The organism is Frateuria sp. sgz306004, from assembly GCF_057750885.1.
Genome location: NZ_JBYLFE010000003.1, coordinates 49356 through 63484 on the forward strand (window position 1 = coordinate 49356; position 14129 = coordinate 63484).

12 protein-coding genes are annotated in these 14129 nt (G+C 63.0%); 7 read left to right on the plus strand and 5 right to left on the minus strand.

What is annotated here, in order from left to right; genetic code table 11:
- Positions 1–56 precede the first annotated feature (56 nt).
- The 3 genes from AC3G2C_RS06475 (at position 57) to AC3G2C_RS06485 (ending at position 4041) form a co-directional block, all read left to right on the plus strand.
- Positions 57–1991: a S8 family peptidase gene (locus AC3G2C_RS06475; RefSeq protein WP_488383811.1), complete on the plus strand. Its 1935-nt coding sequence runs from the start codon at positions 57–59 to the stop codon at positions 1989–1991.
- Between the two features lie 168 nt (positions 1992–2159).
- Positions 2160–2942 carry a PhzF family phenazine biosynthesis protein gene (locus tag AC3G2C_RS06480; RefSeq protein WP_488383812.1) on the plus strand — a complete coding sequence of 261 codons (783 nt, stop codon included), beginning with the start codon at positions 2160–2162 and terminating at the stop codon, positions 2940–2942.
- A gap of 328 nt (positions 2943–3270) precedes the next feature.
- On the plus strand, positions 3271–4041 hold the full coding sequence (locus AC3G2C_RS06485) for a ribosome small subunit-dependent GTPase A (protein WP_488383813.1): 771 nt from the start codon (positions 3271–3273) through the stop codon (positions 4039–4041).
- Here the strand turns inward: AC3G2C_RS06485 and AC3G2C_RS06490 are convergent, their stop codons facing one another.
- The gene (locus AC3G2C_RS06490; protein ID WP_488383814.1) at positions 4042–5553 is read right to left on the minus strand and encodes a class I adenylate-forming enzyme family protein; all 1512 of its coding nucleotides are present in this window, start codon (positions 5551–5553) and stop codon (positions 4042–4044) included.
- 232 nt (positions 5554–5785) lie between these two features.
- Positions 5786–6613, minus strand: coding sequence for an endonuclease/exonuclease/phosphatase family protein (locus AC3G2C_RS06495; protein WP_488384270.1), 828 nt, complete (start codon positions 6611–6613; stop codon positions 5786–5788).
- Positions 6614–6821: 208 nt separating this feature from the next.
- Between AC3G2C_RS06495 and AC3G2C_RS06500 the strand changes: the two genes are divergently transcribed.
- The 4 genes from AC3G2C_RS06500 to AC3G2C_RS06515 all read left to right on the plus strand — a co-directional run bounded on the left by AC3G2C_RS06500 (position 6822) and on the right by AC3G2C_RS06515 (position 9975).
- Complete coding sequence (locus tag AC3G2C_RS06500) at positions 6822–7361, plus strand: GNAT family N-acetyltransferase (RefSeq protein WP_488383815.1); 540 nt, start codon at positions 6822–6824, stop codon at positions 7359–7361.
- Between the two features lie 29 nt (positions 7362–7390).
- Positions 7391–7786, plus strand: coding sequence for a GFA family protein (locus tag AC3G2C_RS06505; protein ID WP_488383816.1), 396 nt, complete (start codon positions 7391–7393; stop codon positions 7784–7786).
- A 168-nt stretch (positions 7787–7954) separates the two neighbouring features.
- The gene (locus tag AC3G2C_RS06510; RefSeq protein ID WP_488383817.1) at positions 7955–9637 is read left to right on the plus strand and encodes a methyl-accepting chemotaxis protein; all 1683 of its coding nucleotides are present in this window, start codon (positions 7955–7957) and stop codon (positions 9635–9637) included.
- A 134-nt stretch (positions 9638–9771) separates the two neighbouring features.
- A complete protein-coding gene (locus AC3G2C_RS06515) occupies positions 9772–9975 on the plus strand; it encodes a hypothetical protein (protein ID WP_488383818.1) in 204 nt (67 codons plus the stop codon).
- Positions 9976–10059: 84 nt separating this feature from the next.
- Here AC3G2C_RS06515 and AC3G2C_RS06520 read toward each other — a convergent pair whose 3' ends face one another.
- The 3 genes from AC3G2C_RS06520 to AC3G2C_RS06530 form a co-directional block, all read right to left on the minus strand.
- Entirely contained in the window at positions 10060–10830 is a 771-nt protein-coding gene (locus AC3G2C_RS06520) for a hypothetical protein (protein WP_488383819.1), read from the minus strand.
- 251 nt (positions 10831–11081) lie between these two features.
- Complete coding sequence (locus tag AC3G2C_RS06525) at positions 11082–12293, minus strand: CHASE2 domain-containing protein (RefSeq protein WP_488383820.1); 1212 nt, start codon at positions 12291–12293, stop codon at positions 11082–11084.
- Between the two features lie 24 nt (positions 12294–12317).
- The gene (locus AC3G2C_RS06530) at positions 12318–13991 is read right to left on the minus strand and encodes a FecR family protein (protein WP_488383821.1); all 1674 of its coding nucleotides are present in this window, start codon (positions 13989–13991) and stop codon (positions 12318–12320) included.
- Between the last annotated feature and the right edge of the window lie 138 nt (positions 13992–14129).

Consider the following 14129-nt stretch of genomic DNA (forward strand, 5'->3'; position numbering starts at 1 on the left):
CGGGTGCCGGGGAGCCACACATTCCCGTCGTACTTCATTCTCTGGGGAGATTCTTCATGGCTTCTACTCACCTGATCCGGCGCGCGGCGCTGGCGGTTTCGCTGTCTTTGGCTTGCGCGGGTGCGTTTGCCGCGGATAACGCACCGATCTTGCGCGACACGGTCAACGTGACGCCGGCGACCGAAGAGGTTGGCCGTTTCATCGTTACCTATCGCGAAGGCGCCGCGGAGCGGAATCAGCCCGCACTGGCGGTGCAAAGCGTCACCGCCGCATTGTCGCGCGGTGGCATCGCGCTCGCCGCCACCCGTTCACAGGCGGCACCCGTCACCTACCTGCGTAAGCTCAGTGTCGGTTCGGACGTGATTCGCACCAACCGCAAACTCAGCGTGGCCGAAGCCAACGCGCTGATGCAGCAACTGGCGGCCGATCCCGCTGTGGAAAGCGTGCAGCCGGATCGCCTGCGTCGCCCCACGTTGATGCCGCAAGATGCGGCTACGGCCGTAACCCCGGATGATCCGCTCTACGCCAGCTATCAGTGGCATCTGCGTGCCGGCGATGGTGCGATGGAAAAGATCGGCAACGACAGTACGGCCTACGCCAATCGCGGCGGCGCCAATGTGGCCAACGCGTGGGCACTGGCCGACGGTGCGGGTGTGGTGGTGGCGGTGCTCGATACGGGTATCACCCATCACTCGGACCTCGACCTTTCGCTCGCCGATGCGGGCTACGACTTCATCTCCGACGGTTACGTTTCCGGACGAGACAATGACGACCGCGTGCCCGGCGGCTGGGATACGGGCGACTGGACCACGGATGCGAAGTACACCGATCCCGTCAGCGGCTGCGTGCCCAGCTCGCAGGCGAGCGATTCGAGCTGGCATGGCACCCACGTCGCGGGCACCATTGCGGAGTTGACGGGGAACACCAAGGGCATGGCGGGTGCCGCTCATGGTGCCAGGGTGCTCCCGGTGCGCGTGCTGGGCCATTGCGGTGGTTATGACTCGGATATCGCCGATGCCATTACGTGGGCCTCAGGCGGTCACGTCAACGGCGTGCCGGACAATCAACATCCCGCACAAGTCATCAACATGAGCCTGGGTGGCAGTGGCTCGTGTTCGGCTAGCGACGTCTCCGGAAAGGCGATTGCTGGTGCGATCGCGCGTGGCACGGCGGTGGTCGTTTCCGCGGGTAACGCCGCCAAGGATGCTGCCAACTATTCCCCGGCCAGTTGCCCTGGCGTTATTTCGGTGGCCGCCAACGGCATCACCGGCAAACGCTCGTTCTTCTCGAACTACGGCAACAGCGTGACGTTGGCGGCACCAGGTGGTGGCGTCTACGCCAACGATGCCAGCAGCGGCAGTATCGTGAAGGCGGGCTTCGTGTGGTCCGCCATCAATATGGGCGCGCATGAGCCCGGGGATGAAAACTATGGCGGCATGGCGGGTACGTCCCAGGCCGCGCCGCACGTGGCCGGCACGCTGGCCATGGTGATTGGCGCTCGCAAAGCGGTGGAATTGCCTGCGCTGACTCCAGCACAGTTGACCAAGCTGCTGACGGATACCGCTCGCGCGTTCCCCGCCAAGCCGGACCAGACCATCGGTGCGGGTATCGTCGATGCGGAAGCTGCCGTGCTCAAGGCCATCGATACTACGCCGCCGCCGGCGGAACCCGTGGTGGACCTGAAGAATGGCATGCAAGTCACGCTGACCGCCAAGCAGGGCGACTCGACCTTGTACCGTATCAAGGTGCCTGCGGGGGCGCGCAGCCTCAGCATGCGTACCCTGGGTGGTTCGGGGGATGTCCAGCTGTTCGTCAAGACGGGCCAGGCGCCGGCGGCGGATGGCAGCGATGCCGCCTATAAGTCGGTTAAGCCGGGCAGCGCGCAGGCCGTTATGTCGAATGTGCCCGCCGCTGGCGATTGGTACATCCGCGTACGCGGCGCCACCGCCATCAACGGCGTGACGGTGCTGGCGAGCTTTACGACACCCTGATCGGTCGGCGCCCTGAAGCCGCCCGGCGCTGGCCTTTTACATGGCGTCGGGCGAGCAGGGTGCTGATCTTGCGATGCTCCGCACACGGCACCATCGTGACATGTCACGATGGTGCCGTTCTCTTTTTGGCCGTCCGGCCAACCGTCGCTCACCTTCGGAAGTCATGCCATGCCCGCCATGTTTCAACTCGATTCCTTCACCACGCGCCGCTTCAGTGGAAATCCCGCGGCAGTGGTGGTGTTCGATGCATTTCCCGCGGACGAGGTGATGCAGGCCATTGCCGCCGAGAACAACCTCGCGGAAACCGCGTTCTTCGTTGCGGATGGCGCGGACTATCAGTTGCGTTGGTTCACGCCGACGGTAGAGGTGCCGTTGTGTGGCCATGGCACGCTGGCATCCGCGGCGGTGGTGATGGAGCGCTTGGACCGTACCCGTGAACAGGTCACCTTCCACACCGCCAGTGGCCCGTTGCATGTCTTTCGACGCGGTGCGAGCTACGTGATGGATTTTCCCGTGCGGCACAGTGCGCCCGTGGCGATGCCAGCGGGGCTGCAGAAGGCGCTTGGTGCGGAGCCGGTGGCACTCTACGGCAACGCGTTCAACACCATGGCCGTATTGGACAGTGCCCAAACCGTGCGACGTCTGACACCCGATCTCGATGCCATCGCGCGCTGGGACAGCCCGGGCCTGATCGTTACGGCACCAGGCGATGAGGGCTATGACATCGTTAGTCGCTATTTCGCTCCCGCCAAGGGCATTCCCGAAGACCCAGTAACCGGGGGCGCACACTGCATGTTGACGCCGTACTGGGCCAAGCGGCTTGGCAAGCAGGAGCTGCATGCTTATCAGGCTTCGGCGCGCGGTGGTGAGATGCACTGTCGCTTGCGCGGCGATCGCGTGGAATTGGAAGGCTCGTGCGTGTTCTATCTGGAGGGCACGATCACGTTGTGAGATCAGGGGTGGCGTTGCACGTGGCCACCCCACGAAGGGGGCCATGTGCCGCATACATGCGCCAGCGTACTGCGTTACATGCGTCAGACCTAACGAAAATAAGTACTTGCAAGGCCCTTTGCGCATGGCTACTCTGCGCATCCCGTCAACCCAGCCACAAGGAGGAAATGAACCATGATTGTTGCAGCAGCCTCCGCCGGGTCGTCGCGTCTCTGATCGTTTCGCCAGCTCGCTTGCTGGCGCGCTGCATCCTTCCGCTTCGCACCCTGGCGTATCGCTCGGCCCCGTTTTGTGTGGCCGTCGTTTTTCAAGCTTCCAGGGCTACCCCATGTCTTACAGGATGTTTTCGCTGCATCAGCTCGGCTGGCGGCCAGAGCTTGCTGCTTCCTTGACGCTGGCCGATTTCGAGGCCGGCTACCCGGCGCGTGTCATTGCCGAACACGATGGTTTGTTGAGTGTGTACTCCTCACGTGGTTGCCACGCGCTCGCCTGGCCGGAAGGCGATGCGGTGCCCGGTGACTGGCTCTTGCTGGATCGCTCCCGTGACAAGGTCATGGCACGCCTGCCGCGACAGTCGCTGTACCACCACCCGTCGCACGATAGGCCTGCCGGTGTGACATCGGTCGCCAACATCGGCACTTTGTGTCTGGTGGCGAGCTGCGCGGCCGATTTGAATGACGAGGCACTCGCGCGCTGTGTCGCGCGTGCCAAGGAGGCGAATGTCACGCCGCTGTTGGTGCTGGTCAGCGAGACGATGCGTGTGGATGCGTCCGTGGCGATGGTCGTGGCGAGGCGCCGTTATCCGGGCGTGTCGGCAGTAAGTGTGGTTCTTGGTGATCAGAGGTCGTGCGGGCCGTTGCTGTCATGGATGAAGGAAGGTGGTGCTTTGTTCGTAGCCGCGTTACCTCACGATGAGGTCTCGATCCGTGGAGCACATTGGCTCGAAACGGCACTGACGAAGCCATGGGAACGCCCTCATCGCGTCATGTCCAGCCCGGCATGGACAGTTGTCGGCGGCAGCCACACCGATGACGTGGAAGCGAAAGCGGCAAGGCCAAACCGAGTGCCGAATCGCGAAACGATGCTCACCCATTCCTGATCACGCGCCTGGTCGTTGCCGCAGAAGAAACTTCTGCAGCTTTCCCGTGGGCGTACGTGGCAAGGCGTCGGTAAACACATAGCGGCGGGGAATTTTGTAGGCAGCCAGCTGGTCCCTGCAAAAGGTGCTCAGGGAGTCGCCATCGAGCGACGCACCTTGGCGCGTCACCACGTGGGCGACCACTGTCTCTCCCCACTCGGCATGAGGAACACCAATCACCGCAACCTCTGCCACGGCAGGGTAGGCGCTCAATACATCCTCCACCTCTTTCGAATACACGTTCTCGCCGCCGCAGATAATCATGTCCTTGCATCGGTCCACGATGAAAAGAAAGCCGTCGGCATCGACCCGCGCAATATCCCCTGTGCGAAACCAGCCGTCATCGGTGAAGGCCGCGGTGGTGGCATCCGGGTCGTTGAGGTAGTGAGACATGCGACTGCGCGTTGCGAGCCAGATTTCTCCCGTGTCGCCGGGTTGGGCATCGCCGCCATCGGCGCGGACCACGCGTATATCGGTGCCGGGCGTGCCATGGCGGCCGATCGATCCGGGCTTGCCGCGCAGCTCCTCGGGATACAGCACGGTGCCCGCAGGGCCCGCCTCCGTCATGCCATAGACCTGGTAGAACCCCTTGCCGCCATAAGCCCGTGCGAGGCGCTCAGCCTGCGCTGCGCCTATGGGTCCTCCACCATAGATCCAGGCGCGCACGCTGGATAAGTCGAACGAGGGAAAGGCGTCTAGCGTGTCGGGCGGAAGCGTGTAAGAGACCGGCGCACCGAAATACAGCGTAATGCGTTCGTTTTCGATGGTCTCTAGAAAGTGCAGCGGATGGTACTCGCGAAGCAGTACCACCGTGCCACTCATGTAGAGAGTCGCGCCAAACCAGTTGTTGAGGGGCGATGCGTGCCAGATCGGCATGGCAATGAGCGTGCGCTCGCTATGCGTGATGGAGAGACTCAACGCGGCCATGATGGCGGCCTGCGTAACGGCGCGATGCGTCAGCACGCAGCCTTTGGGATTTCCGGTGGTGCCGGATGTATAGAGCACCTGGGCAACGTCGTCGTCTGAAGGCATGGCGATGGCGATTTCATCGGCCGTTTCGCAAGCTGGATCGAAAGCAAGCGCACCGTCGACTTCGCCATTCGTCGACAGGCGCGCAGCACCATGTCGGACGCGGGACAGCACGGGAGCCAGGCTGGCATCGAAAAGCACGGCGGCGCAACCGCTATGCGCCAGGATAAAATCGACCTCGGGACCCTTCAGTTTGTGATTGATGGGAACAAAGACGGCGCCAAGCTGCCATGCACCCATCATCATGTCGATAAAGGCGGGGGTGTTCAGGCACATGGCAGCGATACGATCACCCGACTTTACGCCGAGTTCTTGCAGCACGTGGGCTGCACGTCGCGATCGCTCCCATGCGCTGGCATAGGTAATGCTCGCTCCGTTGTATCGCAGGAAAGTCTTATGCGGTGTGGCGCGCGCGGCGCGATGCAGTGCGTGCAAGAGTGTCATGGGAGGCCGTATGCCGTCGGTATCCGTTCGTGCGGCGCATAGGTTCGTCGAAGCGTTGTTCGACGATTATGTGCCGCTTTGAATGGACATTCTCGACGGTCCAGTCGCCCCTGGGCATCTGCCAAAGCCAGTTATCCGGTAGTCGCTGTATCTTCTTTGATGCATCCATTGACGAGCTTGAAAGTGAGACAAGCCCGACCCACAGGGATTTGCGGATGCCTCAACGCATCGTTCAATGACGATCGAGCGTTAGATCGGAGCGCACCGGAAAATGGTCGGACGGATAGCGACCATCCTGCTGCGTCGTGATGGTGGCGAAGGTTGTCGGCGTGAAGCCGCGCTCGAGGATAAAGTCGATGCGTTGATCGGGCTTTCCGGTGAAGCCGTGGAAGGTCTTTTCAGGGCCATCCACCGTGGGCGCCACGGCGCGTGTGTCCACCAGTGCTTTGGTCAGCAGTGCATAGGTGGGGCTGCTGGCGTCGGTATTGAGATCGCCCGTGAGGATAAACGGTGCATTCTTGGGTAGCTTGGCGAGGCGGGCCAGCATTTCCTTGGCGCCCTTTACGCGCGCGGGTTCGTCTTCTGAGCGGTAGGGCATGTGCGTGTTGTAGTAGTAGAAGCTGCGGCCCGTGGCTTTTACTGTGAACAACCCCCAGGTCACCATGCGCGGTAGCGGATGGCCCCAACTGATGCTGCCGGGCTGGTCCGGTGTATCCGACAACCAGAAGTTGCCAGATTCTTTCAGCTCCAACACGTCTTTGCGGTAGAACACGCCCATGTGTTCGTCGCTGTGCCCCCCACGGCGATCGATACCGAACCAGGTGTATTCGGGCAGCTTGGCGACAATGTAATCACCCTGTTCCTGATGCAGTTCCTGTGTGCCCATCAGATCAGGATGCTGCTCGCGAATGGTGCGAACCATCAGGTCGCGCCGCGCTTCCCAACGATTGGGACCATCGGACTCCACGGGCACGCGAACGTTGAAGCTCATTACACGCAGCGTCTGGGCAGACAGCGGCAGGCTGGTAGCTGCGCAAAGTGCGAGCAGGGCAACGTACATCCAGGGGCGAAGGTGGCGCACGGGAGGCTCCAGGAGCAGGGAAGGGCTCGACCGTAGCACGGCACCAAGGTCGTGCGACACCTGTACTGGTACGGGCACCCGGTCCCCGGTTGCTGTAAACCCGCGCGCTGGTCATGGATCATGCGCGGACCCACAATATGCGCTTGCCACTGATCACCCCGTACGTGCTTGGGGCACCGGAGTCTTTGTGAGCTTAGCGCTAACCATTCGAGATATCCGCGAAAGCGAGTTCGGTGCGCTCGGGGACCTGTTGGTGAAGGTCTACGCAGTCTTGGAAGGCTTCCCTTCGCCGCAAGAGCAGCCACGCTACTACGAGATGTTAGCCAATATTGGCGACTTCACGCGCAAGCCAAAGGCGCGTGTACTGGTGGCGGCACGAGAGAGTGGTGAGTTGCTGGGGGGCGTGGTGTATTTCGGCGACATGGCGCAGTACGGATCGGGTGGTAGCGCTACCTCGGTGACAGGCGCCTCGGGCATCCGTCTACTTGGCGTGTCGCCCCAGGCGCGTGGCGCGGGCGTTGGCAAGGCGCTCACGCAGGCCTGCATTGAGCTGGCGCGTCAGCAGGGGAACGCTCGTATGGTTCTGCACACCACGCAGGCCATGCGTCAGGCCTGGGGTATGTACGAGCGCATGGGTTTTCAACGCGACACGGCACTCGACTTCACGCAGGGTGCCTTGCCGGTGTTCGGTTTCAGTCTGCTGCTTGCTGATGGCGCGCCGCGCTGATTCGGCGACCTCTTACGCGGAGTTGCTCCATGCCTCAACACGTCGCCATCTGTAGTTGCCGCCAGCTCATGCTGCGTGCCACGGAAGACCCGCAACGCATATCCATATGCCATTGCCACGCGTGTCAGCGACGCACAGGCAGTGTGTTCGGGGTGCAGGCTCGCTTTCGTGAGGAAGCCGTGGTGGTGCGGGGCGATGCTACGGCTTATGTGCGCGAAGGCGACTCGGGTGGTAAGGCCACGTTCTATTTCTGTCCGCACTGCGGCGCTACGGTGTACTACCGGTTGGACCAAGCACCGGGAGTCATCGGCGTTCCGATTGGCGTGTTGGTGCGGCAAGGTTTGCCGGCGCCGTCGATCTCGGTATTCGAGGAATGCATGCACCCGTGGGTGCGTTTGCCCGAAGGGATCGAACACGTTTTCTGACTTGGCAGTGTGTTTTTCATCACGTTCTTGATGTGCTCTAGGTAACCGCGAGTCGGATGACAGTGAAAGCCGATAGGCGTGTAGGCGCAATATTTTGCGGGTCAAGCAGGGCCAGGCATCGCCGATACATCCTCTGGGGTGGGCAGCTCCATCAGAGGTGACATCACAATGCGTTTCTCCGTACGTTTGAAGATCTCCGGCGCCATGGCGATCGCCTTGGTGGTCGCGGTTGCTGTTGGAGTGGTCGGTCTGTTGGGTGTTCGAAGCACTTATCAAATGATCGACGACATGTATCGAAACAATGTGATGGCCATCGTCGCCGCAAGCGATGTTCGCGAGGCCCTTATCGATGAGCGCTTGGCCTTGAACCGCACGCTGATCGATCCTTCGCAGCACAATCTCACAGCACGCCTGGATGCCGATGAAAGTCGCCTCAATGAGGCATGGGGGCGCTATTACCCCGCCATGGTGTCCTCGGATGCCGAGCGCGCCGCAGCCGCCAAGTTCATCAACCTTCGCGAGGAATTGGTTAGGTTGGTGAAGCAAGAAGCGCAGTTGCTCGAGCAGGGCAAGATTGAAGATGCGCGTCGCATGCACGTCACCACGGTCTCCGAGCGTCTGGGGCAGGCGACTGCCGTTATCGATGAGATGATCGCGGCCAATGAGAAGCAGGCCGCACAAGCCGCGGAGGACGCGGCTCGTCGCTTCGGCGTCACCTGGAAGCTCGCGCTTGCTGTGCTGCTTGTTGGCGTGCTGATGCTATTGGTCGTGGCGGTCGTATTGACGCGGGCGATCATTCGACCGCTGACGCAAGCGCGCGGACTTGCCGGTGCGATTCAGCAAGGCAAACTCAACAATGGGACGGCGGTCACGGGCAACGATGAATTCACCGATACGCTGCGCTCGCTTGACGAGATGGATCGTCAGCTCACCAGTATCGTGACGCAGGTTCGCGATGTGGCCGAGCAAGTGACGGGAGCCGCGCGCGACCTTTCGCAGGGCAACGACGATCTTTCCCAGCGCACGCAGGAACAGGCGAGTTCGCTGGAGGAAACCGCTGCATCGATGGAAGAGCTGGCGGCCACCGTCAAGCAAAACTCGGAGGGCGCCAACCAGGCACGAGACATGGCGATGCGCATGCGCCAGCGTGCCGAAGAAGGGCGCGAGATCGCCGGTTCCGCCGTGGGCGCGATGCAGGCCATCACCGAAGCCAGCAAGGAAGTGGGCGAGATCGTGGGCATGATCGACGAGATCGCCTTCCAGACCAACCTGCTGGCGCTCAATGCTGCCGTGGAAGCCGCACGCGCTGGTGAGCAGGGGCGCGGGTTCGCAGTGGTGGCGACCGAGGTGCGTAACTTGGCCCAACGCAGCAGCGTGGCGGCCAAAAGCATCAAGACCCTGATTCAGGGCACCAGCGACAAGGTGGCCGAAGGCGCCGCCTTGGTGCAACGTACGGGCGGCGCGCTCAACGATATTGCCAGTGACGTGCGCGAGGTGAGCACCATCATCGATATTATTGCGGCGGCGTCCGAAGAGCAGTCGGCGGGCATCGGCCAGGTCAACAACGCAGTGGGAACGTTGGACGAGGTGACCCAGCAGAATGCTGCCCTGGTGGAAGAGGCCAGCGCCGCCAGCCGCAATACGCTGGATCTCTCGCAGGTGCTGATGAACCAAGTGGCTTACTTCACGGTGCAAGGTGAAGCCGGTGACGAGCCTCCCGCCGCCAGGACGGTGTCGGCCTTGCTGGAGCGCTCGGCGCGTGCGGAACCTGCCATGGCGGCACCGCAAACCTCTCGCCGGCGCCCCGAGCCGGCGACTGTGACGAATGGCGACGTCTGGACCGAGTTCTGACGTTCAGGGGCGGGCCATTCAACCCATGGGACGCTCATGCGTTCCATGGAGGCGTCCATAAGGGCGCGGTTCGAGCGAGAAGACTCATGCAGGCGAAAGAATTTGATCGATGGTCGAGGGTCCGGCAGCACGGAATGCTGCGTTTCGTGCTGCGTAGCGGTGTGCTGTTCTATGGCGTGCCGATGTTCCTCGTCATGACTTTCCTGATACCGCACCCGCGCCTCAGTACGACGCAATCGGCGGCGTTGTGGTTGCTGGCGGGCCTGGGTTACGGGCTGGCGACCTGGAAGGTGCAGGAGTACCGCTTCCGCAAGGTGAAAGTGCCGGTACGTTCGTAGAGGGGGCGGTGCGGCGACAAGCCTGATGATTTCGCCGCATATACGAAGGCCGCCATGGAGGCGGCCTTCGTCGTTTTCGATCGGCTATTTGCCGGCCTTGTAGGTCAGTTCGGCGCTGTAGCTGTCGACATGCGCGCTCTCGCTGAGCATGGCCTCATTGAGCGACTTGCGCATTGCTTGCGCGTCTGCCTTGCCATAAGCGCTCTCCACCATGGTCCATAGCGGCGTATCCGGATCCTTGCCGAGATCGGCCCAAGACTTGGCCGGCAACACCACGAGGAAATCAGGCGCGTCATCGCCCGCATCCATCACCTCGTGCACGATGTAGTGGTTGGGCCACTTGGCCTTTTGCGCTGCCTCGGCGATTTTCTTCAGCACGTCAACGAACGCCTCGTGTGGCTCATGGCCTGGCTTGAGCTTGAACACGATCACTTCGATCAACGGCCAGTTGCTGGCGGTATTGCCGGGGAAATAGCTCAGCTCGGGGTGCTGTTTCAGGAATGCGCTGGTTTCGCTTTTCAGGTGCGGATTGACGTTGGTGCGCAGTGCGGCGTCGCAAGCCTTGCCGGCTTCGCGCATCGCGTCGAATGCCGACCATGGCAGCGGATCGCTGGTGTAGGAGTACGAGTAGGTATCCCCGGTTTCGTGCACCCAGGCAGTCCAGGTGTATTTGAAGCCGTGCTGGCCAAGGCATTGGTTGAAGGCCTTGGTGCCGGCCTCGTACGCCTCCTGGTCGGCTGGCGCGACGGTATCGGTGTAGTCGCGGATCACGGTGGTTTTGTTGTCGGCGGCCTGTGCCGCGAGGGCGCAGGTGAGCGCCATGCTGGCGGCAAGCCACAACAGGGTGTGCTTCATGGGAATCTCCTCAGCGGTGCGCAATGGGTGACCGGCATGCGCAAGGGAGATTCCGCGCGATGTCGCCGACGTGCGAGGGCAAGGTCGACGGCAAGCTGTGATGGGCGCATGGCGCGTTCCGTTCCGGTCGTTTGGATGCCTGCGGCTTGTATCGACACGACGGGAGTCGTACCGAGTGGGCCAGTGCAAGTTGTCCGGGCGGTATCACCAATGTGACGGCAGCGTGCCGTCGTTGGAATAGACCAAACAGGCTAGGGATGGGCTGAGTCGGTGACGGTGTCCCCGGGCCACCCGTCGTTGGCGGTGCCCGGCGTGTGTTCGGCGCGTCGACGTTCGAACTGCCTGAGCGCGGCATGTGCGGCCAATCCCACGGCAAGCACTAACAAGCAGGCACCGGGTGGCCACCAGAGCGCGCCAAGGCGCAGCAGCAGCAGGCTGGTGAGGGGGCTGATCAGCAGCATTACAGGTGCCCACCGCCAATGACGCTGAAACCAGGCCCAACCATGCAGCAGGAGCGGAAGGGCAAGCAGCAGTCCGCCGATGCATAGCTGCGCGGGAAGGTTGAGCGGGGTGATCAGACGGCCACTTCGCAGCGACTCAAGAATGTTGGCCTGGTACTCGACGCCCGGCATGGGGGCGTTGATGCCCGAGGCCGCGGTGGCAAGTTGGTCGCCCAGGCCGGCGGCGGTGGCGCCCACCAATACCCAGCGTCCCTTGAGCAGGTTGTCGGGCACACGGCCCTGCAGCACATCGATGTAGGAAACCTGATTGAACGCCCCAGATGGGCTGGCGAAGCGGATCAGCACGTAGTTATCGCGCACCCACTGGTAGGGCGAGAGGTCTTCGCCGTGTGGTTGGCGCAGGCCGGGCAGCGCTTGCGCGCTGATGGGGTGGTCGCCCTGGAATAGGGCCAGCGCCAGTGCGGGCCATTGGGCCTGACCCAGGCCTGCTTTCAAGTAGACACCGCGCGCGATGCCGTCAGGGTCCTTGGATGCATCCACATGACCCAGCGCGGCGGTGCCTTGCGCAATCTCATTGGGCGGGAGCACTTCTTCGAGCACGCCGCCTTGCTCGGCCGCTTCGGCGAATACCGGCATAATCACGTGGCCGTTCTGATGGATGGCTTCGGCGTAGGCGCGATCGTTCTCCGGGTGGCCCACATCAGGTTCGGCCATGGTGACGTCCATGCCGATGCCGCGTACGCCGGCCTCGGTGAGTCGCTTCACGAGGCGCGCGTGCACGCTGCGTGGCCAGGGCCAGTTGCCCAGTTGGGCAAGGCTCTGCGGGTCGATTGCCACGATCACCACCTGGTCGCCAGTGGTGTAAGACCACGAACGCATGTGCGCGTCGTACAGCGCGCGATCCAGCGGTTGAGTCACGCCGCCAGCCAGGAGCAATACCAAGGCGGCAAAGCCCACCACCCACGCCAGGGCGCGTTGCAGCAGGGGCAGTGCCGTCGTCATTGGGTCAGTGTGGTCGCTTCGGCCTCAGAGCACCAGCCACAGCAGCACTACACCGCCGCCGGTAGCGGCCCAGCGGCAGGCCGTGCAGGGCACGCGGGTGCGCTGCACGGCGCTCCACGGACCGGCGTAGCCGTCGCTTTCGATGGTCTGCACGCGCGCATACCAGCGGCCAGAGGCAAGCTTGTGCAGGCTCAGTTCGGGTTTGTCCAGCGTATCGTCCACGCCGAGCTCACTGAAATCTGGCTTGCGCGACAACTGAATGTGATAACGCTGGCCCGGTTCACCGGCCGGCCAGCTCAGCACGAAGTCGCCGTGCTCGTGCTTAGGCTCGCCCGGTGGCGGCGCCGGCGGCTCAGGCACGAGCTCAAATGGCAGGGCGCTGGTATAGGGCCCGAGCTTGCCGTCCTTGTCGCGGCTGGCGATGCGCCAGTAGTAACGGCCATAAGGCAGTGCTTCGGGGGGGCGCGTCTTGTTGCCCGTAAGCTTGGCTTGGCTGGCGAGCGGATGGCTGAACTCCGGGTCGCTGGCCAGTTCCCATGCGTAGCTCGTTGCTTCTTCGCTCTCGGTCCAGCGGAAGCTTGGCCGGCTACCGCGCGCCTTGCTGTCGGGCTGCGGTTCGATGATCAGCGGCGGTTGCGGGTGTGCCGCCACGGTGAAGGTACAGGTGGCGTCGATGCCTTCCAGGCGATCGCTGTCGATGCCGCGCACGCGGAAGGCATGCGGGCCATCGGGCATGGCTGGCAGGCTTGCCTGCGGCTGGTCCACCACCTGATCGAGCAACAGCGCTTCAAAGCGCTCGGTGGGTGCGACCTGAATGCGGTAGTGGGTAGCGTGCTCCAGTGGTTTCCACTGGATGACCGCCGGCAACTGGCCGAGCGGCTGCTGGGGGCATGTCAGCGTCGGTGCCGGCAACAGTTCGGATGGCTGGCCGGGTGTGCTGCCGCTGGTGGCGACGCCGTGGCCACCATTGACCATCACGTGGCGTTTGTCGGTGCCCACGTCCACATGACCACCCACTACTTCGGTACGGGCGCTGCCGTCGGTGTCATCGGCCACCACGCGAAAGTGCGTGCCGCGCACGCTGGAAATGGTATTGGGCGTGGAAACGGTAAAGCGTGCCGCGCTGCCGTTGAGGGGCGTCACGTCGCTGTTCACACGGCCGCGCTTGAGGCGCAAGCGGGTATCGACCATGCCGGTGCGGCCATAGGCGCTCAGGCGATCGAGCGCCAATTCACTGTTGGCCTGCAGCAGCACGCGCGAACCATCGGCGAGCTCCAGGGTGAGGCTGGTGTCGGCCTGGGTGACAAGGGTGCTGCCATAGCCCACGGTCATACCGACCGTCACGGGCGCGCTCGCCTGGCCGCCGCCCTGCACCACAGCCTGGCCAATCACGGCCACCACGTGTGCGGGCGCCGGGCCCTGGCGCAGCCAGTCCACCGGAAAGCGCATGGTGGAGCCGGGCGGCAGGTGCAGCGGGTCGGCGACCTGGTTGTAGTCCTGCAGCTTCTGCCAAGGCACGCTTGGCTTGAGATAGCGCCCAGCCAGGTCCCACAGGTTGTCGCCTGGGCGAACCCGGTAGCTCCAGTCGGCGGGTGCAGCGGGGGCGGGCGGAGTAAAGCCGGTGGCAAAAGCGGCAAACAGCAGGGCAGTCAGCAAATGACGGTACGACTTGCCCGACCCGAAGGTCCGGTATGACATGTAAACCTCGACATTCCTGTACCCCCTTTTGCCACCGTCACCTCATCCATCGCTGGTAGCGGTATCCCTATCCCGTTCCCGGCGCGGCGACTGATGGCGAGGCCATTGTCGTGGACGGGGCGGAAAATGCCAACTAGA

Bases quoted from the DNA above. Each gene is read 5' to 3' on its own strand.
- AC3G2C_RS06480 (WP_488383812.1), top strand. From the start codon at position 2,160: ATGCCCGCCATGTTTCAACTCGATTCCTTCACCACGCGCCGCTTCAGT.
- AC3G2C_RS06515 (WP_488383818.1), top strand. From the start codon at position 9,772: ATGCTGCGTTTCGTGCTGCGTAGCGGTGTGCTGTTCTATGGCGTGCCG.
- AC3G2C_RS06530 (WP_488383821.1), bottom strand. From the start codon at position 13,991: ATGTCATACCGGACCTTCGGGTCGGGCAAGTCGTACCGTCATTTGCTG.
- AC3G2C_RS06510 (WP_488383817.1), top strand. From the start codon at position 7,955: ATGCGTTTCTCCGTACGTTTGAAGATCTCCGGCGCCATGGCGATCGCC.
- AC3G2C_RS06520 (WP_488383819.1), bottom strand. From the start codon at position 10,830: ATGAAGCACACCCTGTTGTGGCTTGCCGCCAGCATGGCGCTCACCTGC.
- AC3G2C_RS06505 (WP_488383816.1), top strand. From the start codon at position 7,391: ATGCCTCAACACGTCGCCATCTGTAGTTGCCGCCAGCTCATGCTGCGT.
- AC3G2C_RS06485 (WP_488383813.1), top strand. From the start codon at position 3,271: ATGTCTTACAGGATGTTTTCGCTGCATCAGCTCGGCTGGCGGCCAGAG.
- AC3G2C_RS06495 (WP_488384270.1), bottom strand. From the start codon at position 6,613: ATGTACGTTGCCCTGCTCGCACTTTGCGCAGCTACCAGCCTGCCGCTG.
- AC3G2C_RS06525 (WP_488383820.1), bottom strand. From the start codon at position 12,293: ATGACGACGGCACTGCCCCTGCTGCAACGCGCCCTGGCGTGGGTGGTG.
- AC3G2C_RS06490 (WP_488383814.1), bottom strand. From the start codon at position 5,553: ATGACACTCTTGCACGCACTGCATCGCGCCGCGCGCGCCACACCGCAT.
- AC3G2C_RS06475 (WP_488383811.1), top strand. From the start codon at position 57: ATGGCTTCTACTCACCTGATCCGGCGCGCGGCGCTGGCGGTTTCGCTG.